The sequence below is a fragment of the Rummeliibacillus sp. NPDC094406 genome (genome assembly GCF_044763875.1).
Lineage (GTDB): Bacteria > Bacillota > Bacilli > Bacillales_A > Planococcaceae > Rummeliibacillus.
This window is the reverse complement of sequence record NZ_JBIWGZ010000001.1, coordinates 609,131-633,933: the sequence shown is the minus strand read 5'-3', so window position 1 is coordinate 633,933 and position 24,803 is coordinate 609,131. Positions and strand designations below refer to the sequence as shown.

The window sequence follows — 24,803 nt, the reverse complement described above, 5'->3', positions numbered from 1 at the left end:
TTATATTTTTATTAAAGAGTCGTAAAGATTTATAGTTAAAATAGCCAGATAGGTATATAATGTACCGATGGGACATAAATAAATCCCAACTTGAATCAATTTCATAATTCAAAGTTTTGAAAAAAACACGAAAATTAAATGTGGCATTGTTATATGCCATATCTATTAGAACAAAGTCTATCAAGCGGAAGATGGCGAGTCCTCGAAAATGCGTTCGCATTTCCTTCGTGCGATGTTATTTCAGATAGGTCCATTCATAGTCCTGCGATGAAGCTTGCGAAGCGATGCAAAAGCAAATGTTTTTCTGCGATGAGTAACCGCAGGAGCACCAATGTTTTGCTTCCGAGGAGGCTCAACGATCGCTTAGCACGAAACTGCCATCTGGAGCGACATGCTAAGTAAATACTGAAAATGAAATATCATCCGAATTATTAATTGTTATTTAGAAACTATTCGTATTTTTCAACTAGAAAAGCATTTATGAAATTGACTCACATAAACTATTTGAATTTATTAATTGAGGGGTAAAAATGATGAAAAAATATATATTGGGGATCATTCTAAGTGTTTCTGTAATGAACATCGTTTTATCACAAGGACCAGTTGCACATGCGACAACTACAGATAGTGTAGTGACAACAACTGCTGAAGATAATGGATCTGCAATTACAACAGTATCAAATTCAACAACGAACACTGAAAAAGAAACTACATCTTCTAATAAGGCAGAATTTGTACAAAATACATTACCTCAAACAGGTGTTGAAGCCAACTATTCTGGTTTATATTTTTCAATCGCTGGTTTCTTCTTATTGTTAGCATTTTTCACTAGTAGCTCTAAATTATTTAAGCGTAATAATGTTTCTGACAAACAAAAAAAGTAAACCAATAATGGTTTACTTTCAGGCTGTAGATTCACTCGACGAAAATCGAGAGGATCTACAGTTTTTTATTCTTTTTTATGGAAGCAAGTTCTCTTGATTTAGCTTCTGCATTTTGAATACATGCGTAGATGGTATCTTTAAAATGATTTTCTTCTAATGCTTTAATTCCTGCTTCGGTTGTACCACCAGGACTTGTTACTTTTCGTCGTAATTCCGTTGGTTCTTCACTTGATTGTTTTAGCATCTCAGCAGCACCAGCAATTGTTTGGACGGCTAACTTGCGTACTACATTTTGACTTAACCCAAATTTCATCCCTGCCTGCTCGAAAGCTTCTACTAAATAGTAAAGATAAGCTGGGCCACTACCTGATAGGGCAGTAACTGCGTGCAATTCATCCTCTTGAACTTCTATAACTAACCCAATGGCTTCTAACATGTGCATAAATTCTTCTTTAAGGGAAATGGTAGTTGAACTGTTAAATGCGACACCACTTGCAGACATACCAATCGTTGCTGAAGTATTCGGCATAACTCGTGCCATGGGTCTTTTTCCTAATGTTTGTTCAATTGTTTCCATGGAAACACCTGCTACTACGGATAAAATGGCTGTATTTAATTGAAGATAAGGAACTAAATCTTCCATAGCTTTCTGAATGTCTTTTGGTTTCATTGCTAGTATTAAGCAATCAGCTTTTTTCACAATTTCGCGACTTCCACAAACAATTTGTACGCCATAGGTATTAGCCATTCTTTGCAGCTTTTGTTGATCGGATTTATTCATAACGTATATGTTTTCGGGTAAAACTACACCTTCTTTGACCCAGCCATGAATTAATGCTTCTGCCATTGAGCCTGCACCTGCAAATACAATTGTTTTCATTTTCGTCGCCTCCTATATTTATTAATTGACTTTTTTTCAATAAAGTTGAAAATTCATCTGTCTCTAAATGCGGACACTTCTGAGCTAATCTGAAGAGCCTCCTCGTATCAGAGGACACTGAAAAAGATTTTATCCCTAACTTTTAGAGCAAATCTGTTGTAACATGAAGTGGAATCAGCTTCGCTTTCCGCGGGCGAACCGACGAGCCTCCTCGCTGCGCTGTGGGGTCTCGCTGGCTCGCTTTCCCGCAGGAGTCTTCGCTGATTCCACTTCAACAAAAAACTGCATCACACAATTTGGCCTTCTAGTATTACTTGCAGGGTCTAGTCGGGCTCTTTTTCCTGCGCCATTCGCTCATTCAGATGTGCTAATAATTCAACAATATCATTTAATAAAGTATTTAAATAAAAAAGCATCTTCATCCTTAATATAAGGACGAAAATGCTTGATTCCGCGGTACCACCTTGTTTTGCTACTAATTGTAGCACAACTCAATTTCTCTTTATCGCAGAGATGCGACTGTGTTTTCACAGTAGCTCGGAAGTAGGTTCTAAAAGAACATTGTTATGTGACTTGCAGCCGATGATCACACTCTCTATAAACTCCGTATCCTTTGTACTATTCTTCGTCTTTGCTTAACATATATAAATGTGAGTATAGGGAATGAAAGAAGTTTTGTCAATGAAAAAAGATGACGTTTTTCAAAAAAAACTGTACAATAAATTGAATAAGTATTCATTAAAGGGGCCTAAGTATGATTCAAAAAATTGTAACACCTGTACCTTTTCCGGAAGGAACAGTGAATTCATATATATTAAAAAATGATGCACTCTCCATAATTGACGTAGGTACGAAAACACCTGAAGCTTTGGAAGCATTAAAGGAAGGTGTGAAAAATGCTGGATATCGAATGGGCGATATCGAACAAGTTATTTTAACTCACCATCATCCTGACCATGTAGGATGGATTGATGCTTTTCCAAATGCTGAAGTACTTGGGCATGTATATGTTGATGCATGGCTTCGAAGAGATCCAGTATTTATTAATTCACACTACGATTTTTATATGGATCGTATGAAAGAAGAAGGTGTTCCGGAAAAGTATTTATATTGGGTAAAGAAAATGACACGATCCGTAGAAATGCTTGGTGAGCGAACATTAACAGGAATTATCCATGATGGTCAAGAGATTCCTGGACATAAAGGATTAGTTGCAATTGAGACACTTGGACATGCACAAAGTCATCTAGCTTTTTGGCATGAAGAGAAGAAGGCGATGATTGGCGGTGACTTATTAATTGGTAAAATTTCATCCAACCCTCTGATTGAACCACCATTAAATCCGAAGGCAAAAAGAGCAAAATCCTTATTACAATACAATGAGTCCTTAAAAAAGCTATTAACATTACCAATTGATATTCTTTATAGTGGACATGGTGATGAAATAACAAATGTTAATGAATTAGTAAATGCAAGACTAGAAAAACAACATCTTCGCGCAATGAGAGTACTCGATATGTTAGAAGAACGACCAAAAACTATTTTTGAACTAAATGTAGAAATTTTTCCTGCACATTGGGAAAGAGAACTTGGCTTAACTTTATCTCAAACAATTGGTCAAACAGACTATTTATTAGATAACGACTTCATTACAGAAGAAATAGATGAGAACGGTGTATTCTGGTATGCAAAAAAGTAAAACGATTTTAATAACCGGTGCAACTTCAGGTGTCGGCCGTCTAATTGCAATAAAATTGGCGGAAAAAGGACATCGTATTATTGCAACTGGGAGAAATAACAAAGCTTTAAGCGAATTAGCTAAAAGAAACATGATGGTTTTCGAGAGTGATTTATCTACTCAATCAGGAGTGAAGGTTTTAGTTGAGCAGTTACCGCAGATTGATATTGCAATTTTTTCTGCTGGGATTGGTACTTTTGAATATGCAACCGAAATGTTGGATGAAGATTTATTGAAAATGTTGCAAGTGAATATTCAAGCACCGATGCTTCTTACAAAACATATTGCGTCTAAGATGAAAACACAGCAATATGGTCAACTCATTTTTATTGGATCACAGGCTGGGAAGGTTGCGACGCCCAAGGCAGCTGTATATGCTGCGACGAAACATGCGTTGATAGGCTATACAAATGCATTACGAATGGAACTTGCACCATTTCACATTAATGTTACTTGTATTCATCCAGGGCCAATTGATACGCCTTTTATTGATCATGCTGACAAAACAGCTTCATACAGAAAAGCGATGAAACGTGTTTTATTAGATCCTGAAAAAGTCGCGAATGCTACAATTAATACAATTGGTAAGAATACAAGAGAAGTAAACTTACCGTGGTATATGGGGATATCAAGTAAAATATATGCAATCGCTCCTAGTATAGTAGAGAAAATAGGGAAGAACTTCTTCAATAAAAAATGAATAGCGTATACATTTGCTGTATTAAATCTCTATTATTCCATTTTCAAAAAGGCTACTTGTATGCATCTTCATTTTTGATCATATGATAAATAGAACATATTTCATTGAATTATATTATCAAGAGTGTTGACTAGGATAAAATAGGAAGAATATACTTCTGTAATCTTACAATTAAGGTGCTTGTGTCTCTTTGTTTATTGAATGTAGCGGAGGATTACTCGACTCCCGCGGGAAAAGCGTGGCAGCTGAGACCCTGCACGTAGCGTAGCGAAGGAAGCGGCTCAGCGCTCGCCCGCAGGAAATCGAGTAATCCGTAGCGATTATCGGTTGATCATCTATTTTTTAATGGGTAAAACTGGGTAATCCACACACATATTATATTATATAAGTTTATTAAAATAGCGACTCTAAAGAATAATTTGAGTCGCTTTTTTTCTGTTTAATTCACTGGATTTTATCGAAAATTACATTATTTTTACATCGCATATTTTAAATTGATTTTTATTTATAACTTTTTAGAAAAATGCAAGAAAATACACTTGTATTCATTTTTATTCCATGTTACGATGTATGCATAAATATTAATAAATAACGCATAAACATACATCGAGAGACATGGAGGAATGTAAGATGGCAAAAAAATTAGTGTTAGCATATTCAGGTGGTTTAGATACTTCCGTAGCGATTCAATGGTTAAAAGACAAAGGGTATGACGTAGTAGCTTGCTGCTTAGACGTTGGTGAAGGGAAAGATTTAGACTTTGTACAAAAGAAAGCATTAGAAGTTGGTGCAGTTGAATCTTATATCGTTGATGCTAAAGACGAATTCGCTGAAGAATATGCTTTAATCTCATTACAAGGTCACACTTGGTATGAACAAAAATATCCTTTAGTTTCTGCTTTATCTCGTCCTCTAATTTCAAAAAAATTAGTAGAAATCGCAGAAAAAACTGGTGCAGTTGCTGTAGCACATGGATGTACAGGTAAAGGGAATGACCAAGTTCGTTTCGAAGTATCTATCAAAGCTTTAAATCCAGATTTAGAAGTTCTAGCACCTGTTCGTGAGTGGGCTTGGAGCCGTGAAGAAGAAATCGAATATGCAAAAGAAAAAAATATTCCGATTCCAATCAATTTAGATAGTCCATTCTCAATCGACCAAAACTTATGGGGTCGTGCAAACGAATGTGGTATTTTAGAAGATCCTTGGGCTGCTCCACCAGCTGATGCTTATGAGTTAACAGTTGCACTTGAAGATGCACCTAATACACCAGATGTAATCGAAATCGAATTTGAACAAGGTGTTCCAGTTGCTCTTGATGGTGTGCAATATAAACTAGCCGATTTAATCTTAAAATTGAACGAATTAGCTGGTAAACATGGTGTTGGACGTATCGACCATGTTGAAAACAGACTTGTCGGTATTAAATCACGTGAAGTATACGAAGTGCCAGGTGCTCACACTTTACTTCTAGCTCATAAAGAATTAGAAGATATTACACTTGTAAAAGAATTAGCTCACTTTAAACCAGTTATCGAGAAAAAATTAACTGAAATTATTTATGATGGTCTATGGTTCTCTCCATTACGTGTTGCAATTGAAGCTTTCTTAAAAGAAACTCAAAAATACGTAAATGGTACAGTTCGTGTGAAATTATTTAAAGGTCACGCAATTGTGGAAGGACGTAAATCACCAAACTCTTTATATGACGAAAAATTAGCTACTTATACAAAAGATGATGAATTCAACCATGCTTCAGCTGTAGGTTTTATTGAATTATTCGGTCTTCCTACAAAAGTTAATTCAATGGTCAACAACAAAGGAGCAAAGAAGGTGCAAGCATGAGTGGTAAACTTTGGGGAGGTCGCTTCCAAAAATCTGCAGAACAATGGGTAGACGAATTTGGAGCATCCATCGGGTTTGACCAACAGCTTGTAACAGAGGATTTAGAAGGTAGTATCGCACATGTAACCATGCTTGGCGAAACCGGCATCCTTGATCAAGATGAAGTCAGCACGATAAAAGATGGTCTTGAACAATTAAAAGTGAAAGCTCAAAATAACGAGCTTACATTTTCAGTAGCAAACGAAGATATTCATTTGAATCTTGAGAAGATGTTAATCGATTTGGTCGGTCCTGTTGGAGGCAAACTTCATACAGGCCGTAGCCGAAACGACCAAGTTGCAACGGATATGCATTTATTCTTGAAAAAGCGTGTAAAAGAAGTCGTTGAGCTAATTGCAAAATTCCAAGAAACAATTGTCGATCAAGCAGAGGCAAACATCGATACGATTGCACCGGGATATACGCATTTACAACGTGCACAACCGATTTCCTTTGCGCATCATTTAATGACATACTTCTGGATGTTAGAAAGAGATAAAGAACGTTTTAGCGAGTCGCTTAAACGTATAGACATCTCTCCACTTGGGGCAGGGGCTCTAGCTGGAACAACATTCCCGATTGATCGTGAAATGAGTGCAAAACTAATGGGCTTCTCATCTGTTTATCAAAACAGTATGGATGCAGTAAGTGATCGCGACTTTATCGTAGAATTTTTAAGTAATAGTTCATTATTAATGGCGCATTTATCAAGATTTGCTGAAGAAATTATTCTTTGGTCAAGTGAAGAATTCAAATTCATCGAGTTAGATGATGCCTTTTCAACAGGTTCTAGTATTATGCCACAGAAGAAAAATCCTGATATGGCTGAACTAATTCGTGGAAAAGCAGGCCGAGTATACGGTAATCTAATGGGATTGTTGACAGTCTTAAAAGGTATCCCACTTGCTTATAACAAAGATATGCAGGAAGACAAAGAAGGTATGTTTGATACACTTCATACAATTGTCGGTGCGCTTAAAATCTTTGAAGGCATGATTCGAACTATGACTGTTGCGAAAGAAACATTGAACAAAGCTGTTCATCAAGATTTTTCAAATGCAACTGAGCTTGCGGATTATTTAGCAACAAAAGGCATGCCATTCCGTGAAGCACATGCTGTAACAGGTAAATTAGTATTCCTTTGTATTCAACGTGGTATTTACTTATTAGACCTACCTCTTGAGGACTTGCAAGAGGCAAGCAATCTAATCGAAGCGGATGTGTACGATGTTTTAGCACCAGAGGCAGCTGTTAAACGTCGTCATTCCCTAGGTGGAACAGGCTTCGATCAAGTGAAAATCCAAATTGAAAAAGCAAAAGAAAAATTATCAGTTACAAAACAGACAATATAAAAGATATAAAATTTTAACTTATGAAAATACTTGTCTGCCAATTGCAAGACTAAGATTTCATCACAAATTAGTAATTGAATGATTGGAAGGACGTCCACAGAGGGGGGCCAATTCCATGGACAGCATACATAGTGTGCTAAAGAAAAACCAGTTTCCAGAGGGGAGCTGGTTTTTTATTTGGATATTTATATTAATATCACAATAAGATTGTGAAGATATTTACTTCAACTCTTATGTAGAGGGCTAAAGGGGCATGTTAGTTCAATAAGTATCCAGTGGGATGGTTAATCAGAGGTAAGTGTAGAATCTATAAACGTATTGATTATTTAAAGAAAGAGATCAAAATTACATAGAGAGAATGATATTTATTAAATAACTCTCAGCATTCTACTATAAGTAAAAATGTTTAATATTAACGCTGTAGTTTAGTTCATCAAGAAAACCTAATATTAATGGATATTTATCGAAGCAGTTTAGTTTTATAAAGTGTTTATATATTTTAAAAAAATATATGATAATATGGTATGTGTGGAAAATTTTGAATTATTAGAAAGAAGGAATTGAATGATTTATAAAGCGGATAACAATGTAAGGGGAAAGTTGGTATCTATGTTTGAAAATATTGATAGCACTATTGTTCTTTCATATCTCCAAGGACATATGGGGAATGCTTGGGTGGACAACCTTGAGAATCCAACTGTTGCTCAAATAACTGTAGGGATATTTGTCTTTTATGCTGGGGATCCTAATACAGAGGAAGCTGAAGAATTACTTTATAATCTTCCTGAATTTACTCTCGCAATTGTTGATTCAGTTGAATGGAAAAATCGGATAGAGACTGTTCACGAAGGTTCAATTGAGAAATTTCAGCGGTTTAGATTTAATAAGAACCCTGATGATTTAGATAGAGTTCACATACAAGAACACCTGTCTGCATTACCTGAAGAATACCAAATTAAAAGAGTTGATAAAAATATAGCAAATGCCTCGTCATTCCATGAACTTTCAGAAGACTTTATTAGTCAGTTTGATTCTATTGATGATTTTATTGATAGAGGAATAGGTTATGCTATTTTATATAAAGGGCAAGTTGTTTCTGCGGCGACATCATTTAGCATATATGATGATGGAATCGAGATTGAAGTTGCAAGTCACCCTAACCATAGAAGGAAAGGTTTAGCAACAATTGTTGCCGCTGCACTGATGCTAGATTGTCTAGAAAGAGGAAAATACCCTAGTTGGGATGGAGCTAATTCTGAATCTGTTGAACTGGCGAAAAAGCTAGGATACACTTTTATGGAATCTTATGATACTTATTTTATTGATAATTTAAAGATAAAAAACTGAAATGTGAATAATTTTATATAAACTAAAGGGGGCGCTAATCTAAGAAGGATTAATGCTCTTTTTTGTTGGCAATGTAAAACCACATCGTTGCTTATAAAACAAAAATAGAATTGTACCTAATTTATGGGTCACTCAATGTTAATGTTTATCAAATATTTTCCTTTGATTTTTTTCCTTGGTATACATTTCAATCATTTGTGCCAACGCTATACCGCTTAATGCGGCTAAAAACATTGATAATGAAATGACGCTGAAAAACTTTAATACGACCACAACAGCCAAGATAAATAATCGCCAGATGAGTAATCCATTCAAATGTTTCACCTCATATTTTTGTTGAATAACAAGTAGTTTATTTCATCTATTAAAGATATATATTTAGAAGTGATCCCAAATTCCCTTTATTTCGTAATTTATGCCTTAAACTCACGTTTTATTATTGAATTATTTGTTACATGAATAAGAAAAGATTACATGATTATATTGAAAAAATAAATATATCAAAGGAGGAAGTTTTGTTGAAGAATTTAATATACATATTAATCGGTATCCTTTTGTTATCTGTTATTGGATGTTCTGCTAATAAACAGGTAACAAGTAGCACATTCACATTTACTGCAGAAGAAGAAAATGATTTACAAAAAGTTGCTTATCAATCCCTATCGAACTCCATAAAAAAAGAAATAATTGATGAGGAACAGGTGGAAGTTACGGGTTTTAAATCGGGAAGTAAATTAGAAGTATTTAATAATAAAAACAGCAATACAATAGATATTAAAAACACTCAAACAATATTGGTGAATTTTACAACCAAAGAAAAATCTAAATTTAAGTCTATCAATGTTTATTTAGAAGAAAATGGCGAAAAAGTATTAGGGTTTCTTACTGAGGATAAGTAGATAAATGTCTTATATTATCTAAAGTCAACTATATACAGTTGGCTTTTTGTATGCCATAGGAACAAATAGGTTACTAAGAAAATTTTTTCTTTTTCAACTAAAGGCGCATGTTAGTTAAATATGGATATTATTTTTTCTGAAAATTCTTTACATTTTTTCTGGTTATGTTTATATTACATATAACCTATTGGTTATATGTTAAAAGTGAGGGAATGATAATGCCAGATGTTTATCGAGCATTAGGTGATTCAACGCGGCGCCGTATATTAAGTATGCTTAAACAAGGAAATAAAACCCAAAAGGAGATAGTCGAAGCATTTGATATCTCTCAACCAGCAATTAAGAAGCATTTGAATATTTTATTGGAGGAAAGAATTATTTCGGAGAGCTTGAATGGGAAGTATCGTATCTATTCATTAAATCTCAATATTCTCCAAATTGCCTACCACGAAATGCTTCAATACATCGAAGATCTACTTGATGATCAGCTCGTAAGTCTAAAAAATTATGTGGAAAAAGGAGAGTTTCGAGATGAAGATGATTAAGGATTCCATTAAGAGAGAAATTGTTGTTAATGCGCCTTTGAAGCAAGTTTGGGATGCATTGACTAAGCCTGAGCATTTAAACCGTTGGTATACAAAAAATGCTGAAATAGAATTTCGTATAGGTGGAAGAGGTTATATGAATCATGGCTGGGGGGCAACATCTGAGGGTATATTTACAGAAATTGATACAATGAAACGCTTTGTACTTCAGAGCCTTGATGGGGATTTTACTACCATTACTTCTATAGAAGAAGTTGAAAAGGGTATTCATGTGAGTATTGAATATCAGGCTTCCTTTATTGGTGAAATGAATCAATCTACGAAGGAAAATATGTTGTTTGGTACAAGTCAATTCTTAGAAAATCTAAAGAGTGTATATGAAACAAGTACTGATAATCGTGCGGATTTTTGGAAAGCATGGATTGGTATTGTACACACAACAAACGAGAAGGATAGAGGTACAAGAGTTTTACAGGTGAAGGAAGGAACGGTAGCCGCAGCTGCTGGAATTAAACCTGAAGATATTATAGTGGAGATCGATGGAGCAGAAATTGTTGGATATGAGTCATTTGAAAGAACATTGAATGAAAAAACTGATAATTCCACTGTTACCTTAACAATAGTAAGGAAAAGTGAAAAGTTACGATTAAACTGCCCTCTAGATGCTTATCCTGTACCTTATTAATATTCAATGAAGAAGATGCTAACTTAATAGCATCTTTTTTTGATAAAATTCATAGCTCTATCTCGTTTAATGAAAATGAATGAAAGGTTATAGACATATTTCTTCTTCAAGTTATGGAGCTGGTTAGAAATGACACAGAGAAAATCCATTGTTGGATATCTTTGTTGGTTAATTGTGTAGTTAGAAGATAAAACAGGGAAGTGACAATTACAATAGGGGTGTTGATACAAGAAAGGTTAACAATTTTGGACTTATTGTACTAAAGGGGCAGTTTTGTTGAAGAAGGAGAAATCAAAAATTAAAATTTTTATCTTGACCTTGAAGTATAGTTCAACCTTTATACCGTAAATATCGTAACGCAATGCAGTATACTCCGAAACGGCGTTCTAACGGTATAGATTATATACAGAAGATTACCTTGTAAAAATAAAATTTATAAAAGATACCTAATCATTAAGTTACTCGTTAAAGGAAATTAGAGAAATCATGAAAATGCTAAGTAATACTTTAAAAGGCATTGTAAATATAATAATAAAATTGAAAGGAAAAATTAAAGCCTCCGTTCAATTCAAGACCTTCTATCTAACTTGTTACAGACTTTTGATAAAGAGACACGGCTTTTATAAATCATACCGTGTTATGAAACAGGATGAACAGTAAAAATATTTAAAGGAGAGAAAAAAATGAGTGTAGAAATTTTTAACGGAGAACGTTCTGAAGAAAGTGTTCAATTTGAAAAATGGTTAATTTCCAATAGTAATAAAACGAGTTTTTCTAGTATAGAAAATACCAAACGGTTCGTTAAGCAAAGGGGAACTGAAAATATTCAGCCCTATGTTATTGGGGATGATGTTGAATTTTCAATTGATGTGAAGGAGGAGGCATTCGAAGGAATACAGGTTTTCACTTTAAATGACCAAAAGTCTTTGAAACAAAAAGTTATTTTCTATATTCATGGTGGTGCTTGGACGAATCAACCTTTAGATTTACACTGGTTGTTCATGGATAAAATGGCACAATCTTTAAATGCGAAAATTATTGCGCCCATTTATCCTAAAGTACCTCATTTTAACTATAAAGATACCTATTCAAAAATCCTCAACCTATATAAAGAAATTCTTGGAACCATTGAAAGTTCCAATCAATTGACCATCATGGGAGATTCGGCAGGCGGAAATATAACACTTGGCCTGGCCCATCTTTTGAAGATGAACCATCTACCTCAACCGAAAGATATTATTTTATTATCTGCATGTGTTGATATGGGTTTTGAAAATCCTCTTATACCTGAATATGAAGAAAAGGACCCGATGTTAGCTAGTGAAGGAATGGAAGTAATTACAAAGATATGGGCAGCTGATAAAAATTTAAAGGACCCATTGATTAGTCCAATTTATGGTGAATTTAAAGGACTTGGGAAAATTACTCATTTTATTGGAACACACGAAAGTTTATATCCAGATGCAATAAAATTTGATGAGAAACTGATAGAACAAGGAATTGAAATCAATACCTTTGTTTATCCTAAAATGAATCATGTGTTTGTTGTTATGCCAATTCCTGAAGCCAAAGATGCTCAACAGAAAATTATTAATATAATTAGTAACTAATTGTTGTTTTATATTTTAATAGGGCAGGTTAGCAGCATTGTGAAGAATTGTACTTAAACTAAAGGGATGCATTAGTAAAAAGGGCAGCGTCAAATAGACGTTGTCCTTATTAATTAATATTACTTTTGATAAAACTCTTTTCTAAGTCTCCCGCTTGTTGAGCATAAATCCGAGTGTTTTCGCTCTTCTCATGCCCCATCAGACTTTGACTAACTTCAATAGGTGCACCATTATTTAATAAGTGGAGCTTCAGCAGGGAAATTTGGAAATCTGTTTATGATTCCAAGCATAGCGATAGATAGATATTATGTTGGAACAGCAGAATCATTGAAAAATCTGGATGAATACGAGATATATCTCGTAAATATTTCTGAAGACGACCCCAATACTGTATATGTTTATGAAGTGAGGAGTAATGAAACTGCCCATCAAGCATCTTTAACTCTTGAAGCTACACAAACATTAATAAAGCGTGCAAAACCAATCATTACTGGAATGGAGAGAATCAGCACCCTAACAACAAAAGGTGGGAAGGGTATTTCATCGAATTCTTAATAAGCGAACAGGGGTGTTGATTCAAGAGGGATTAACGTTCTTTTTGTTGATCTTTTTTTTACATGTAAAAGTATGTAAAAAGTAGTTTTCTTACATGTTTTGAGGTGAAGAAGATCTTCATGGGTAGCTAACGAGGCGATTGCGAAATAAGAGCAGTCGCTTTTTTACTAACGATAGCAGTTAAGTAGAATATCACCATTCAATGGAAGGCTTACTTCTAGAATCATCTTATTTAAGGTGAAATTATTCTAATGAAAATAATAATTGTGCAAATGTAATATCAAGAGCACAAAGCATCTCAACTATTTAGCATAAGTTAAAGTATACCTAGATGGAAGGGAGGAATCGTATATGAGTGGTGATTGTGGTTATGACAATGGAAGTAGCAACAGTTTTACTTTAGTTGTTGTCTTGTTTATCTTATTGATTATTGTAGGAGCTTCTTTCATGAAAGGGGGCTGCTAAAAAGGGCTAATATGGAGTGGCCACCACCCCTTACATTTTAGAATCCTCACTTGTTGTGAACTGCCCCCAATTGTTAGACTCAAACTCTAATAATTGGGGCATTTTAGTGGCAAAATAATCAACAAAATTCAAATTAGCGTAGGCGAACATTTTATGTAAATCATTGTCCCTATGATTACTGTAAAACTAAAAACATCATCTAGTCTGATTAATATGATAGTATGTGAATAGAATGATATCAACGTAAAAGAGGGATAATATGTCGATAGTGCCTAAGTTGGCCTCGAAGTTACAACGTCGTGATGAAGAACCAAATATTGAACTAGCACAGGAATTAGTTAACGATCACAATCTTGAAGGTATAAAAGAAGTTATACAAAACTTATCTAATAAGGATAAAGGAATTCAACAGGATTGTATTAAAGTAGCCTATGAAATTGGGGAAGTTAACCCAGAGCTTATAAGTGAATACGCTTTAACCTTTATAAATTTATTAAAAAGTAGAAATAACCGTTTAGTTTGGGGTGCAATGACAGCATTATCTACCATTTCAACAGTTTCATCTTCGATTATGATGGAGCATCTTGATACAATTTTTTCAACTATGAAAACTGGCTCCGTTATTACTGTTGATAAAGGGGTATTAACTTTAGCAAAGTTAGCAACTGCAAGCAATGAAAACAATGAACGAATTTTTCCTTTCCTGCTTCATCATTTAGAAACTTGCAGACCGAAAGAAGTTCCCCAACACGCTGAGAGTACTCTTATTGCTGTAAATAATGATAATAAAGATGCATTTTTAACTGTGTTAAAACGAAGAGAAAATGAACTTTCAGCACCTCAATTAAAAAGAATTAAAAAAATTTATAAAGTACTAGGGCTGAATGAATAAAAATGAGGAGGAACGATGATGAAAGAATATAAAAAATGCCAAAGCTGTTCTATGCCAATTAAGAAGTCAGAAGACCGAGGTACAGAAAGAAATCATGAAAGAAGTTCAATGTATTGTAAGCATTGTTATCAGGAAGGCGAATTTACTCAAAAAAATATATCCGTAGAAGAGATGACGGTGTTTGTAAAAGGAAAGTGTATTGAAATGGGTTTACCCAAATTTTTAGCAGGCATGTTCGTTAGAAATTTAGATAAGCTGGAGAGATGGAAATAGAAATACATATTGAGTTAATTGTACTTGTTAAGAAAAAGACTCAAGATGGACATTATATATAATAACAAAAACTCCCTTTCGAAAAAGGGAGTTTTTGATTATTTTACTTTGATATTTACAATAACCATACCGACTAAGAGCCATAAAAAATACAATCCAAAAACAAAATAATAAAAATTACCAGGAACAAGCGTGAAAAACACAGATATGATTCCTGCACCAAGTATTAACATACCAGCATTCTTTGAGAGTTTCTTTGTATCCTTTACTTGACCTTCCACATATCCTGCTAAAATCAGTACCTTTCCTTTTTTCCATATAAAGTAAGTGAGCAAAAAGTGAACTACACCAACGATAGGTCCAATATAAAAAGGCATCATTTAACTCCCTATTATAATTATATTTTCTGATAACTTATCATTATTATACATATAATACAGGAAAATACAGATGAAAAAAAGTCTAAATTGGAAAACTGTTTTGCGAAAGGAATGAGTTTTGGATAATTAGATAATGTATTTTTAAGTTTACTTAGAACGATGTTAGAAAATGTATTTTTTATTATTATTATTTATGCATTTTACTTTTTCAGTGCCCTCAATTGAAGTGAAGTCCTTTTGGATTTTAAAAGCTTTGGATAAAGTGAAAAAATGCGATTGAAATATTTGATTATCCGAAATTAATTTTTCAGTTTCTTCCATAAGTTCTGAATTTTTGATAAACTGATACGTACGAAGAAAAGAAGGTGAATCTATTGAAAGTATTTTTTGAATTAGGATGGTTTTTTAAAGAAAGGAAATGGCAATATATAGCTGGTATTACAATGCTTGTTTTTGTTGCCATCTTACAATTAGTCCCACCGAAAATCATTGGGATTGTTGTTGATGAAATAGCCAATGCTCAACTAAATTCAAACAGGCTATTAATTTGGCTTGGAATTTTGACGATTACTGCAATTGTAATGTACATAATACGATATTCTTGGCGTCAAATGATTTATGGTTCTTCTATGTCTCTAGCTAAGCGATTACGAGCTCAATTGTTTCGACACTTCACTGCCATGTCTCCAGCATTTTATCAAAAGCGTCGAATTGGTGATTTAATGGCACATGCCACAAATGATATATCGGCCGTACAACAAACAGCTGGTAATGGAGTGTTAACATTAGTCGATTCACTTACAACTGGTGGTTTTGTTATATTAGCCATGGTGTTTACAATTGATTGGAGACTAACATTAATTGCTTTAATTCCAATGCCTTTTATGGCGTTATCAACCAGTTATTATGGAAAATTACTACATCAACGTTTTCATCATGCACAAGCGGCGTTTTCAGAATTAAATGATAAAACACAAGAGAGTATTACAGGCATCAAAGTGATGAAAACATTTGGTCAAGACAAAGAAGATGTAGAGGATTTTAAAAGGCTATCTCAAGAAGTAGTAGATAAAAACATTCGTGTTGCAAAAATTGATTCTTTATTTGATCCGACCATTTCACTTGTTGTTGGTATTTCATATTTTCTCTCAATGGTATTTGGTGCCAAATTTGTTGTGGCGGGGGATATGAGCATTGGAGATCTAATTGCTTTTATTGCTTACTTAGGTTTACTTGTCTGGCCGATGCTCGCATTTGGTATGTTATTTAATATCATGGAAAGAGGTAGTGCTTCATATGATAGAATTCGAACATTATTAAATGAAAAGATTGATATAATCGATCATCCAAATGCCTTCTCGATCCAACCAAAGGGAGATTTACATTTTCATGTGGAATCATTTTTATTTCCAGGGGATTCATCACCTGCATTGCAGCAAGTTGACTTCACGTTAAAACGTGGTGAAACATTAGGTATTGTTGGGAAAACAGGAGCTGGGAAGACTGCAATTTTAAAACTTCTATTAAGAGAGTTTGATGGATATCAAGGTCAAATTACCTTTGGAAACCATGAGCTTAATGCATACCAAGCAAAAAAATTACGTGAAGCAATAGGTTATGTACCTCAAGAGCATTTTCTATTCTCTTCAACTTTATATCAAAATATAGCATTTGTTAATCCAAAAGCTACAGAGGAAATGGTATTTGAAGCAGCACGTATTGCGCAAATTCATGATGATATCATACGTTTCCCAGATGGCTATAGCACAATGGTCGGAGAACGTGGAGTATCTCTTTCTGGAGGACAAAAGCAAAGAGTTTCAATCGCTAGAGCTTTACTGATGAATCCAGAATTACTTATTTTAGATGATTCCTTATCGGCTGTGGATGCGAAAACTGAAGAAAGTATTTTGCAAGCGCTAAAAAGTGCTAGGCAAGATGCGACAACAATTATTACTTCTCATCGTTTAAGTGCTTTGCAACATGCACAAATCATAATCGTATTACACGAGGGAACGATTGTGGAAAAAGGAACTCATGAGACATTAATGGCATTAAAGGGTCGATATTATGAGATGTACCAATTACAACAATTAGAAAGGTTGGTTGAAAGAGGAGGTGGAAATGCATGAATAATGATCGAACCACCGCTTTAAGTAGTAAAGAACAATGGCAAGTTTTAAAACGTTTGTTGGGATATTTAAATCCACATAAAAAATCAATAAGTATTGCACTTTTCCTATTAGTTATTACTGTTGTTGGGGATATCATGGGTCCATATATAATAAAAGTCTTTATGGATGATTATTTAACACCTAGAAAATTCCCTACGAATCCTTTAGTTATACTTGGTGTAACTTATTTGGGAATTCAGATATTAAATGTCATCATAAGCTATTTTCAGATGATGCGATTTCAAGAGCTCGCTTTAAAAGTCATCCAGCAATTACGAATTGATGTTTTTCAAAAAGTCCATCAACTTGGAATGCGTTATTTCGACAAAACACCTGCTGGAAGTATTGTTTCTCGAGTAACGAATGATACAGAAGCAATCAAAGAGATGTTTGTCACGGTATTAATTGGATTTGTACAAAGTGGGTTTTTAATCATTGGTGTTTATATTGCAATGTTTTCTTTAAATGTGAAGTTAGCATTTGCATCGCTTATTCTACTTCCTATTCTGTATATCATTATTAGCGCTTATCGAAAATATAGTGCTATTTACTATATGGATATGCGAGAAAGACTGAGTCAACTAAATGCCAAAATCGCAGAGTCATTACAAGGAATGTCTATTATTCAAGCTTTTCGTCAAGAATCACGCTTTCATGATGAATTTGATGAGATAAATGAAAATCATTATAAGGCAGCAATGAGCAGTATTAAGTTAGATAGCTTATTATTACGTCCAATTATAGACCTTGTGTACACATTCGCAATTATATTGTTACTAAGTTTTTTTGGTATAACATCGTTCCGTGAGCCTATTGAAATAGGTGTTATTTATGCTTTTATAACATACATTAATCGCTTTTTTGAGCCAATTAATCAAGTAATGCAAAGAATGTCCTTGCTTCAACAAGCAATTGTTTCTGCATCTAGAGTATTTAAATTGCTGGATGATCAAGAGTTAGATCCTCATCAAACTGAACATAAAGGTTTTCATGTTGAGAAGGGACGAATTGAATTTAAGAATGTATCGTTCTCATATGATGGTAAAACAGATGTTTTAAAACAAATACATTTTACTGTTAACCCAGGAGAAACGGTTGCGCTTGTAGGACATACTGGAAGCGGGAAGAGCTCAATTATTAATCTTCTCATGCGATTTTATGAATTTAATAGAGGAGAAATTTTAATAGATGGTCGGTCTATTAAAGAATATTCAAAGCAAGAATTACGTGAGCAAATGGGACTTGTATTACAGGATCCGTTTTTGTTTTATGGTTCGATTTCTAGTAATATTCGATTATTTAATGAAAGTCTGACAGATGAAGACATAAAAGAAGCAGCGACATTTGTGCAGGCACATGAATTTATCGAGCAATTACCTGATCAATATAACCAAAAAGTATCTGAACGAGGTTCGACTTTCTCTAGTGGACAAAAGCAACTGATTGCATTTGCAAGAACAATTGCGACAAACCCTAAGATTCTAGTATTGGATGAAGCGACAGCTACAATCGATACCGAAACTGAAATGGCGATTCAAGTAAGTTTAGATAAGATGCGTAAAGGCCGTACGACAATTGCAATTGCTCATAGATTGAGTACAATTCAAGATGCTGATCAAATTCTTGTATTGCACCAAGGTGAAATTGTTGAGCGTGGTACACATCAACAACTCTTACAGAAAAAAGGTCTATATCATAAAATGTATCGATTGCAAAATGGATTAGTAAATGAAATTAAAGGTTAATAAAGATAAATAGAGCCGCCATAGAAATCTTTCGCTTTTATTTGAATTCAGCATTATACTAATGATAAGTAAGACAAAAGTTCAAGAAAATGTCACAAGTGAAAAATAAGAATTTTTTCGTAAAGTTTGGTACGATGGATATAGAAACTATAAGGAGCGACATCCGCATATGAATACAGATATAAATTTATTCTTTGCTTTTGGTGCAGGCTTTTTAAGCTTTATCTCACCATGTACGCTGCCTCTTTATCCTGCGTTCCTTTCTTACATAACTGGCGTATCCTTTAATCAGTTAAAAAACGAAAAAGGGATGTTGCAAAAAAGAGCCATCTTACACACTTTATTTTTTTTACTAGGCTTTTCTGTTATTTTCGTAGTATTAGGCTTTAGTACATCTTTTGTAAAAGGTTTCTTTGTACAATATGATGAGTTAATCCGCCAAATTGGTGGTATTTTAATTGTTGTATTTGGTCTTGTTATTACAGGAATTTTCACTCCTGAATTTTTGATGAAAGATCGTAAATTTGAATTCAAAAATAGACCATCCGGATACATTGGTTCAATGCTTATTGGCCTTGTATTTGCAGCTGGTTGGACACCATGTACAGGTCCTATTTTAGCTGCGATTATCGCTTTAGGTACGACAAACCCAGACTCATCTATATGGTATATGTTAGCCTATGTACTAGGTTTTTCAATTCCATTCTTCGTACTTTCATTCTTCGTTTCACGAATGGATTGGATTAGAAGAAATAGCCAAAAATTCGTTAAAATTGGTGGGTATATCATGATTGTAGTGGGGGTTATTTTATTCTTTGATGGAATGACTGTTCTTAATCGATTATTAACACCTATTTTCGGAGGATTCCAAGGCTTTTAATATTGAGTAAATAGTTACGAGGTGAAATGGTTGTCAACTGTTCTAGTAGTAGATGATGCAATGTTTATGCGTCACGCCATTACAACGATGCTTGAAGAGGCAGGCTTTGAAGTAATAGGCGAGGCGGAAAATGGAAAACAAGCAATAGAGCAATATCAAAAGCTACATCCTGATGTTGTTACAATGGATGTTACGATGCCAGTGATGTCAGGCTTAGAAGCTACTAAAGAGATTATACAAAATGATCCCGATGCCAAAATTTGTATTGTCACTGCATTAGGGCAACAAAAACTTATTTTAGAAGCATTAAAATCTGGCGCAAAAGATTTTATTACAAAACCTTTTGAGAGGGAACATTTAGAGACGACCATTCGTCAAATGATAGAATAACTTTTTAAAGATAGGTGAGTGTATTACGTTGAGTTCTATTCCTTCTCAATATATGTTAATTGCTTCTACTGTTGGTGTTGTATTTATGGGGATTATGATGATGATAGTTCGTGCTAAATCAGCTAAAAAACCAGCGAGTGTAAAAAAAATTATTATTCCTCCAATTGCTATGTCGACGGGTGCATGTATGTTCTTTAATGAATATTTTCAAGTACCTTGGCCGCAAGTATTTGAAGCAGTAACTGCAGGATTAATTTGTTCAACAGTTTTGATTGCAACTTCTAAATTCCAAATTGTTGATGATAAAGTTTACTTAAAACCTTCTAAAGCCTTTTTCTTCATCCTAGCAGGCTTATTAATCGTTCGTACGGTTGTTAAGGTTTACTTAAGTGGTACATTCGACTTAGGAGAACTTGGTGGAATGTTCTTTATATTAGCTTTTTCTATGATTGCACCTTGGCGTGTAGCCATGTTGATACGATTCAAAAAACTTGAAAAGCAATTACATTTGCAACAAGACTAAAAAAAGGTTCTTCTCTATTTCGGAGAAGAACCTTTTTTTTGCTAGTTTTGAACACTACCTCTAATCTTAGTCTAGTAAATCTTCATAAGGCGATAAGTCAACTTTCATTTGATTTAATTTTTTACGTAAAAATTTATGATCACGTTTTGGTGAGGCTTGTATGTATCCTCTGATAATTAAGTCAAAATCGATTTTCTTTGCCTTTTCTTCTAAAGCAAGTTGTCCAATTTTACCTGCAATTTTTTGCTTCGCAACATCGCGAAATAGTTCTGGTACTGGGCTAACTAATTCATTTAATAAGTCCTTTTCTTCCTGATGCCATAAATGTAAGCTTTTGTTTACATAATAATCTTGCCAATCCAATGTAGATTTACCATCATCTTTTGGCATTGATTTCAAAAACTTGCGGAACATGAAGAATCCGCCTATAGCCATAGTTCCTACTAGAACAACTACCCAAAATAATATAAACCACATAAACCAGCCGTTTAGCACACTATTCACCTCTCTATCATTATAAATTGAATATTAAAAAATTGCATCCCTTGTCCTTTTTCAAGATTTAAAGTCTATGTAAGAAGTGAAGGGAGGTGATTATCATGGCAACGAAAACATTTGAAAATGCAACACTTCGTTTAAAGTTCTCATTAGGTGTAAATGAAAATGGTCAAATTATTGAAAAAACGAAAACATTCCGAAACGTATCAGAACAAGCATCGTTAGATAATGTGGCTACTGTAGGTACTGCACTTGCTAGTCTGTACCAAAACCAATTTATTGGTACAGGTTTAGCAACACAAGAAGCAATTCGAAATTAATAAGAAAAGGAGAGAGTGTAAATGGCAAAGGTTCTGCAATTACAATTTAAAACATCTGATGGTACAGCATGTTCTTTGAGTGTTGATACACCAAAGGAGGATCTAACCCCTGAAGTAATCTATCAGGTAATGAACACAGTTATAGACAGCAAGGTTTTTGCAATAAATGGAGTAACACTTTCAGAAATCGTTGGTGCACGCTACATTGAACGTACAGTCACAGAATTACAAGCGTAAATTGTTTAATACTGTCTCATTTATCAACAGATAGATGAGACAGTTTTTTTGAGAGGAGGAATTGTGATGGCTGAATGGACTACTCTTATTCAAGAAATAGGATTTCCTATCTTTGTCTCATTCTATTTAATGCATCGAGTAGAATCAAAGCTACAAGCAATTCACGATGCTTTATTGGACTTAAAATAAATAGATTCACAAATTCGTCTAAAAGCTTTCCATCTGTGTTCTTGTAATCTGTGTTACAATTCGATAAGATGAATGCAGAGTAGGAGTGAAAGATAAGATGAAAAAAAGATTGATTATATCGTCCTTATTTTTAGTTTTAACTGTATTATTATCTGCATGCGGTAGCAGTGACAATTTTAAAGCGGAAACCGATTGGCAAGTACAAGATTTCAATTATACGAACCAAAATGGTGACAAGGTTTCACTAGATAGTTTGAAAGGCAAACCTTGGCTTGCAATGTTTATCTTTACAAACTGTGCAACTGTTTGCCCGCCAATGACCAAGAATATGACAGACATTCAAAAAAAGTTTAAGGAAAAAGGATTAGAAGACTACAAAATCGTTGGATTTAGTGTAGATCCTGCAACAGATACACCTGCAAAATTAAAGAAATACCTAGCACAATATCCTGTAGCAGACAATTCTAAATGGGATCTGCTTACAGGCTATTCACAAGATGATATAGCTGATTTAGCATTAAAATCATTTAAAACTATTGTCAAAGATGATCCTAATACAAACCAAGTAATTCATGGTTCAAGTTTTTACTTAGTCAATCAAGATGGGGTAGTTGTGAAAAACTATAGTGGCTTTAAAGACGTTCCAGTCGATACGATTGCGGTTGATATGGAAACCTTAATTGAAGATGGCAAATAATAAGCGAATGAGCAGCTATTCAAAAAAATAGCTGCTCATTTTTATTTTCTCTCTTGAAGTAAAGCACGAATATCCTTTAAAAGGTCTTCAGTTGTTTCAGCTGGAAGTTCTTCCAAAACTTCTTCTTGTTTTTTCTTGAAATTGAATTTTGAAATAATCCGAATGAAAATAAAGATAGAAAAAGCAATGATCAAGAAATCAAGAACGTTTTGTATGAAACTACCATACTTAATGCCGTAAAACGTTAAAGAAGTGAAATCAAATTCTTCTTTCCCGCTAAAAAGACTAATAATCGGCATAATGATATCGCCTACTAAAGACGATACAATTTTACCAAAAGCAGCACCTATAATAACCCCGACTGCTAAATCTACCACGTTTCCTTTAAAAGCGAATTTTTTAAAATCTTCCCACATATATTTTTTACCTCCTATAAAAAGGATGTTTTACTAAAAAGTAATATTTTTCATAAAACACCTATTACAAATAGTATCAAACCTTATTCTTAAAAACTAGATAGTAAATATCTAATCTAGGTGTTTTTTACTTTTCATGTTATGATAGGTATTTAGTGACAATGGAATATTTTTATTAGAATTGAGGTATTTTGATGAATAAAGTATTTGCCGCTGTATTACTAGCGACAGCTTTGGCAGCAATAGAAGGTACGATAGTTTCAACAGCAATTCCCAGTATAACAACCGATCTCTCTGGTGTTGATCTTATTAGCTGGATCTATTCTGCTTATCTTTTAACTTCGGCGATTTCTGCCATTATTTTTGGGAAATTAGCAGATCTCTTTGGACGCAAGAAAATGGTTATTGCAGGGATTAGTATTTTCTTAATAGGATCATTATTATGTGGAATGGCAACATCAATGGAACTTCTTATCATTTTCCGTGCAATTCAGGGGATAGGAGCAGGGTCCATTTTACCAATTACTTTAACAATTGTTGGAGAGTTATTTGAATCGGAGAAACAACGTGCTAAAGGACAAGGCTACATAAGTATGGTATGGGGTGTCTCAGGTGTTGTAGGTCCCTTAATTGGAGGATTTATTGTAGACCAGTTAACATGGCACTTCATTTTCTTATTAAATATTCCTTTTGGTTTAGGGGCAATATATTTAATTGCTAAACATTATAAAGAAGATCGAATTAAATTAACTCGTAAAATTGATTTTGCAGGAGCATTCCTTTTTTCAATCGGTATGGTTGCGTTGCTTTATTCACTAATAGCAGGAAGTAATACGCAACATTGGGTAACCACAACACAAATAATCTTTTACATGATTGCAATTGTTTTTCTTGGATTATTTGTCTTTGTTGAAAAGAAAGCAAGTGAACCTATCATCCCACTTTCGTTATTTAAAAATAAACGATTAAATGTTGTAAACGGTTTAACTCTATTTTGTATGGCAGTTGTCATTAGTATTTCAGTATATTTACCAATTTACGCTCAATCTGTATTAGGGAAAAATGCGACAGAGGCAGGACTCATGCTTACGCCTATTTCTGTAATGTGGACAGTAGGTGCAATTATTTCAGGTAATTTAGTTGGCCGTTTTGCAAACAAAACGATTATCCAAATTGGAACAAGCTTATTGTTGATTTCAACATTTATGCTAATGTTCTTATCTTCCTCAACTAGTTCACTTTTTGTCTATCTATCAACGGCGTTTTTAGGATTGGGCATGGGCCTTATTGCACCAATGATTATATTAACTGTTCAAGCATCTTCTTCAGATGAGCAATTAGGAACGGCGATTGGCTTAAACTCCTTTATCAATACCTTTAGCCAATCGATTGGTGCGGCAATTTTTGGAGTTCTATTTAATATAACTACAAGTGGGCGATTGTCTTTATTAGGTGCAGAGCATATTAATTTAAATGGATCATTTGACCATTCAATCTTTTCACAACAACAAATTAGTAAGATCATTGAAATTATAGCGGATGGTATACGATCTGTTTATACCGGTGCTTTCATTTTCGCTATCTTTGCTGTAATTTTGGCGATTTTTGTAACGAAAAGAAAATCTCAAGTAAAATAAGCCGAATTATA

General features: G+C 34.1%; 29 protein-coding genes and 1 other annotated feature. Of the genes, 24 read left to right on the top strand and 5 right to left on the bottom strand.

What is annotated here, in order from left to right; translation table 11 throughout:
* Positions 1-530 precede the first annotated feature (530 nt).
* Positions 531-884, top strand: coding sequence for a hypothetical protein (locus ACIQ4I_RS03025; RefSeq protein WP_403092672.1), 354 nt, complete (start codon positions 531-533; stop codon positions 882-884).
* Between the two features lie 55 nt (positions 885-939).
* On the opposite strand, the gene proC is transcribed toward ACIQ4I_RS03025, so the two are convergent.
* The gene (gene proC / locus ACIQ4I_RS03020; protein ID WP_403092670.1) at positions 940-1,764 is read right to left on the bottom strand and encodes a pyrroline-5-carboxylate reductase; all 825 of its coding nucleotides are present in this window, start codon (positions 1,762-1,764) and stop codon (positions 940-942) included.
* A gap of 428 nt (positions 1,765-2,192) precedes the next feature.
* Positions 2,193-2,405, bottom strand: a binding site (T-box leader).
* Between the two features lie 113 nt (positions 2,406-2,518).
* Here proC and ACIQ4I_RS03015 point away from each other — a divergent pair.
* The 5 genes from ACIQ4I_RS03015 (at position 2,519) to ACIQ4I_RS02995 (ending at position 8,782) form a co-directional block, all read left to right on the top strand.
* Complete coding sequence (locus tag ACIQ4I_RS03015; protein WP_403092668.1) at positions 2,519-3,463, top strand: MBL fold metallo-hydrolase; 945 nt, start codon at positions 2,519-2,521, stop codon at positions 3,461-3,463.
* Entirely contained in the window at positions 3,450-4,202 is a 753-nt protein-coding gene (locus ACIQ4I_RS03010) for an SDR family NAD(P)-dependent oxidoreductase (RefSeq protein WP_403092666.1), read from the top strand. The genes ACIQ4I_RS03015 and ACIQ4I_RS03010 overlap by 14 nt, the downstream gene beginning before the upstream one ends.
* 630 nt (positions 4,203-4,832) lie before the next feature.
* Complete coding sequence (locus tag ACIQ4I_RS03005; RefSeq protein WP_403092664.1) at positions 4,833-6,044, top strand: argininosuccinate synthase; 1,212 nt, start codon at positions 4,833-4,835, stop codon at positions 6,042-6,044.
* On the top strand, positions 6,041-7,435 hold the full coding sequence (gene argH, locus ACIQ4I_RS03000) for an argininosuccinate lyase (protein WP_403092662.1): 1,395 nt from the start codon (positions 6,041-6,043) through the stop codon (positions 7,433-7,435). The genes ACIQ4I_RS03005 and argH overlap by 4 nt, the downstream gene beginning before the upstream one ends.
* A gap of 564 nt (positions 7,436-7,999) precedes the next feature.
* Entirely contained in the window at positions 8,000-8,782 is a 783-nt protein-coding gene (locus tag ACIQ4I_RS02995; RefSeq protein ID WP_403092660.1) for a GNAT family N-acetyltransferase, read from the top strand.
* A gap of 138 nt (positions 8,783-8,920) precedes the next feature.
* Here the strand turns inward: ACIQ4I_RS02995 and ACIQ4I_RS02990 are convergent, their stop codons facing one another.
* Complete coding sequence (locus ACIQ4I_RS02990) at positions 8,921-9,097, bottom strand: Sec-independent protein translocase family protein (RefSeq protein ID WP_403092658.1); 177 nt, start codon at positions 9,095-9,097, stop codon at positions 8,921-8,923.
* A 203-nt stretch (positions 9,098-9,300) separates the two neighbouring features.
* Between ACIQ4I_RS02990 and ACIQ4I_RS02985 the strand changes: the two genes are divergently transcribed.
* The 8 genes from ACIQ4I_RS02985 to ACIQ4I_RS02950 all read left to right on the top strand — a co-directional run bounded on the left by ACIQ4I_RS02985 (position 9,301) and on the right by ACIQ4I_RS02950 (position 14,706).
* Positions 9,301-9,681, top strand: coding sequence for a hypothetical protein (locus ACIQ4I_RS02985; protein ID WP_403092656.1), 381 nt, complete (start codon positions 9,301-9,303; stop codon positions 9,679-9,681).
* Between the two features lie 218 nt (positions 9,682-9,899).
* Positions 9,900-10,226: a metalloregulator ArsR/SmtB family transcription factor gene (locus ACIQ4I_RS02980; protein ID WP_403092654.1), complete on the top strand. Its 327-nt coding sequence runs from the start codon at positions 9,900-9,902 to the stop codon at positions 10,224-10,226.
* A complete protein-coding gene (locus ACIQ4I_RS02975; protein ID WP_403092652.1) occupies positions 10,213-10,911 on the top strand; it encodes an SRPBCC domain-containing protein in 699 nt (232 codons plus the stop codon). Before ACIQ4I_RS02980 ends, ACIQ4I_RS02975 begins: the two co-directional genes overlap by 14 nt.
* Positions 10,912-11,594: 683 nt before the next feature.
* Positions 11,595-12,521, top strand: a complete 927-nt coding sequence (locus ACIQ4I_RS02970; RefSeq protein WP_403092650.1) for an alpha/beta hydrolase fold domain-containing protein — start codon at positions 11,595-11,597, stop codon at positions 12,519-12,521.
* 276 nt (positions 12,522-12,797) lie between these two features.
* Positions 12,798-13,076 (top strand): putative quinol monooxygenase, encoded by a 279-nt coding sequence (locus tag ACIQ4I_RS02965; RefSeq protein ID WP_403092648.1) that lies wholly within the window; start codon positions 12,798-12,800, stop codon positions 13,074-13,076.
* A gap of 351 nt (positions 13,077-13,427) precedes the next feature.
* Complete coding sequence (locus ACIQ4I_RS02960) at positions 13,428-13,541, top strand: YjcZ family sporulation protein (protein WP_403092646.1); 114 nt, start codon at positions 13,428-13,430, stop codon at positions 13,539-13,541.
* 259 nt (positions 13,542-13,800) lie between these two features.
* The gene (locus tag ACIQ4I_RS02955; protein WP_403092644.1) at positions 13,801-14,433 is read left to right on the top strand and encodes a hypothetical protein; all 633 of its coding nucleotides are present in this window, start codon (positions 13,801-13,803) and stop codon (positions 14,431-14,433) included.
* A gap of 18 nt (positions 14,434-14,451) precedes the next feature.
* On the top strand, positions 14,452-14,706 hold the full coding sequence (locus ACIQ4I_RS02950; RefSeq protein WP_403092642.1) for a zinc ribbon domain-containing protein: 255 nt from the start codon (positions 14,452-14,454) through the stop codon (positions 14,704-14,706).
* Positions 14,707-14,804: 98 nt separating this feature from the next.
* Here the strand turns inward: ACIQ4I_RS02950 and ACIQ4I_RS02945 are convergent, their stop codons facing one another.
* Positions 14,805-15,083 carry a DUF3784 domain-containing protein gene (locus ACIQ4I_RS02945; protein ID WP_403092640.1) on the bottom strand — a complete coding sequence of 93 codons (279 nt, stop codon included), beginning with the start codon at positions 15,081-15,083 and terminating at the stop codon, positions 14,805-14,807.
* 377 nt (positions 15,084-15,460) lie between these two features.
* Here ACIQ4I_RS02945 and ACIQ4I_RS02940 point away from each other — a divergent pair, with 377 nt between their 5' ends.
* From ACIQ4I_RS02940 to ACIQ4I_RS02920, 5 genes are all read left to right on the top strand, one after another.
* Positions 15,461-17,218, top strand: a complete 1,758-nt coding sequence (locus ACIQ4I_RS02940; protein ID WP_403092638.1) for an ABC transporter transmembrane domain-containing protein — start codon at positions 15,461-15,463, stop codon at positions 17,216-17,218.
* Positions 17,215-19,005, top strand: coding sequence for an ABC transporter ATP-binding protein (locus tag ACIQ4I_RS02935; RefSeq protein WP_403092636.1), 1,791 nt, complete (start codon positions 17,215-17,217; stop codon positions 19,003-19,005). Before ACIQ4I_RS02940 ends, ACIQ4I_RS02935 begins: the two co-directional genes overlap by 4 nt.
* 169 nt (positions 19,006-19,174) lie before the next feature.
* On the top strand, positions 19,175-19,885 hold the full coding sequence (locus ACIQ4I_RS02930) for a cytochrome c biogenesis CcdA family protein (protein WP_403092634.1): 711 nt from the start codon (positions 19,175-19,177) through the stop codon (positions 19,883-19,885).
* A gap of 30 nt (positions 19,886-19,915) precedes the next feature.
* Positions 19,916-20,275, top strand: a complete 360-nt coding sequence (locus tag ACIQ4I_RS02925) for a response regulator (RefSeq protein ID WP_403092632.1) — start codon at positions 19,916-19,918, stop codon at positions 20,273-20,275.
* A gap of 52 nt (positions 20,276-20,327) precedes the next feature.
* The gene (locus ACIQ4I_RS02920) at positions 20,328-20,798 is read left to right on the top strand and encodes a CcdC family protein (RefSeq protein ID WP_483880682.1); all 471 of its coding nucleotides are present in this window, start codon (positions 20,328-20,330) and stop codon (positions 20,796-20,798) included.
* 66 nt (positions 20,799-20,864) lie between these two features.
* Here ACIQ4I_RS02920 and ACIQ4I_RS02915 read toward each other — a convergent pair whose 3' ends face one another.
* Positions 20,865-21,293 (bottom strand): DUF2621 domain-containing protein, encoded by a 429-nt coding sequence (locus tag ACIQ4I_RS02915; protein WP_403092628.1) that lies wholly within the window; start codon positions 21,291-21,293, stop codon positions 20,865-20,867.
* Between the two features lie 104 nt (positions 21,294-21,397).
* On the opposite strand from ACIQ4I_RS02915, the gene ACIQ4I_RS02910 reads away from it, so the two are divergent.
* The 4 genes from ACIQ4I_RS02910 (at position 21,398) to ACIQ4I_RS02895 (ending at position 22,739) form a co-directional block, all read left to right on the top strand.
* Entirely contained in the window at positions 21,398-21,616 is a 219-nt protein-coding gene (locus ACIQ4I_RS02910; RefSeq protein WP_403092626.1) for a DUF1659 domain-containing protein, read from the top strand.
* A gap of 21 nt (positions 21,617-21,637) precedes the next feature.
* On the top strand, positions 21,638-21,853 hold the full coding sequence (locus tag ACIQ4I_RS02905; RefSeq protein WP_403092624.1) for a DUF2922 domain-containing protein: 216 nt from the start codon (positions 21,638-21,640) through the stop codon (positions 21,851-21,853).
* Between the two features lie 66 nt (positions 21,854-21,919).
* Positions 21,920-22,042: a YvrJ family protein gene (locus ACIQ4I_RS02900; RefSeq protein ID WP_397538733.1), complete on the top strand. Its 123-nt coding sequence runs from the start codon at positions 21,920-21,922 to the stop codon at positions 22,040-22,042.
* A 97-nt stretch (positions 22,043-22,139) separates the two neighbouring features.
* Positions 22,140-22,739: an SCO family protein gene (locus ACIQ4I_RS02895; protein WP_403092622.1), complete on the top strand. Its 600-nt coding sequence runs from the start codon at positions 22,140-22,142 to the stop codon at positions 22,737-22,739.
* Positions 22,740-22,780: 41 nt separating this feature from the next.
* On the opposite strand, the gene mscL is transcribed toward ACIQ4I_RS02895, so the two are convergent.
* Positions 22,781-23,155 (bottom strand): large conductance mechanosensitive channel protein MscL, encoded by a 375-nt coding sequence (gene mscL / locus ACIQ4I_RS02890; protein WP_403092620.1) that lies wholly within the window; start codon positions 23,153-23,155, stop codon positions 22,781-22,783.
* 191 nt (positions 23,156-23,346) lie between these two features.
* Between mscL and ACIQ4I_RS02885 the strand changes: the two genes are divergently transcribed.
* A complete protein-coding gene (locus ACIQ4I_RS02885) occupies positions 23,347-24,792 on the top strand; it encodes an MFS transporter (RefSeq protein WP_403092618.1) in 1,446 nt (481 codons plus the stop codon).
* The last annotated feature ends 11 nt before the right edge of the window (positions 24,793-24,803 follow it).

Excerpts from the sequence above, each read along its gene's own strand:
- ACIQ4I_RS02945 (WP_403092640.1), bottom strand. The coding sequence starts at position 15,083 with ATGCCTTTTTATATTGGACCTATCGTTGGTGTAGTTCACTTTTTGCTC.
- ACIQ4I_RS02995 (WP_403092660.1), top strand. The coding sequence starts at position 8,000 with ATGATTTATAAAGCGGATAACAATGTAAGGGGAAAGTTGGTATCTATG.
- ACIQ4I_RS03010 (WP_403092666.1), top strand. The coding sequence starts at position 3,450 with ATGCAAAAAAGTAAAACGATTTTAATAACCGGTGCAACTTCAGGTGTC.
- ACIQ4I_RS02965 (WP_403092648.1), top strand. The coding sequence starts at position 12,798 with ATGATTCCAAGCATAGCGATAGATAGATATTATGTTGGAACAGCAGAA.
- ACIQ4I_RS02920 (WP_483880682.1), top strand. The coding sequence starts at position 20,328 with ATGTTAATTGCTTCTACTGTTGGTGTTGTATTTATGGGGATTATGATG.
- ACIQ4I_RS02910 (WP_403092626.1), top strand. The coding sequence starts at position 21,398 with ATGGCAACGAAAACATTTGAAAATGCAACACTTCGTTTAAAGTTCTCA.
- ACIQ4I_RS02970 (WP_403092650.1), top strand. The coding sequence starts at position 11,595 with ATGAGTGTAGAAATTTTTAACGGAGAACGTTCTGAAGAAAGTGTTCAA.
- proC (WP_403092670.1), bottom strand. The coding sequence starts at position 1,764 with ATGAAAACAATTGTATTTGCAGGTGCAGGCTCAATGGCAGAAGCATTA.
- ACIQ4I_RS02895 (WP_403092622.1), top strand. The coding sequence starts at position 22,140 with ATGAAAAAAAGATTGATTATATCGTCCTTATTTTTAGTTTTAACTGTA.
- ACIQ4I_RS02905 (WP_403092624.1), top strand. The coding sequence starts at position 21,638 with ATGGCAAAGGTTCTGCAATTACAATTTAAAACATCTGATGGTACAGCA.
- ACIQ4I_RS02980 (WP_403092654.1), top strand. The coding sequence starts at position 9,900 with ATGCCAGATGTTTATCGAGCATTAGGTGATTCAACGCGGCGCCGTATA.
- ACIQ4I_RS02960 (WP_403092646.1), top strand. The coding sequence starts at position 13,428 with ATGAGTGGTGATTGTGGTTATGACAATGGAAGTAGCAACAGTTTTACT.
- mscL (WP_403092620.1), bottom strand. The coding sequence starts at position 23,155 with ATGTGGGAAGATTTTAAAAAATTCGCTTTTAAAGGAAACGTGGTAGAT.
- ACIQ4I_RS03005 (WP_403092664.1), top strand. The coding sequence starts at position 4,833 with ATGGCAAAAAAATTAGTGTTAGCATATTCAGGTGGTTTAGATACTTCC.
- argH (WP_403092662.1), top strand. The coding sequence starts at position 6,041 with ATGAGTGGTAAACTTTGGGGAGGTCGCTTCCAAAAATCTGCAGAACAA.
- ACIQ4I_RS02955 (WP_403092644.1), top strand. The coding sequence starts at position 13,801 with ATGTCGATAGTGCCTAAGTTGGCCTCGAAGTTACAACGTCGTGATGAA.
- ACIQ4I_RS02975 (WP_403092652.1), top strand. The coding sequence starts at position 10,213 with ATGAAGATGATTAAGGATTCCATTAAGAGAGAAATTGTTGTTAATGCG.
- ACIQ4I_RS02935 (WP_403092636.1), top strand. The coding sequence starts at position 17,215 with ATGAATAATGATCGAACCACCGCTTTAAGTAGTAAAGAACAATGGCAA.
- ACIQ4I_RS03025 (WP_403092672.1), top strand. The coding sequence starts at position 531 with ATGATGAAAAAATATATATTGGGGATCATTCTAAGTGTTTCTGTAATG.
- ACIQ4I_RS02930 (WP_403092634.1), top strand. The coding sequence starts at position 19,175 with ATGAATACAGATATAAATTTATTCTTTGCTTTTGGTGCAGGCTTTTTA.
- ACIQ4I_RS03015 (WP_403092668.1), top strand. The coding sequence starts at position 2,519 with ATGATTCAAAAAATTGTAACACCTGTACCTTTTCCGGAAGGAACAGTG.
- ACIQ4I_RS02950 (WP_403092642.1), top strand. The coding sequence starts at position 14,452 with ATGAAAGAATATAAAAAATGCCAAAGCTGTTCTATGCCAATTAAGAAG.
- ACIQ4I_RS02900 (WP_397538733.1), top strand. The coding sequence starts at position 21,920 with ATGGCTGAATGGACTACTCTTATTCAAGAAATAGGATTTCCTATCTTT.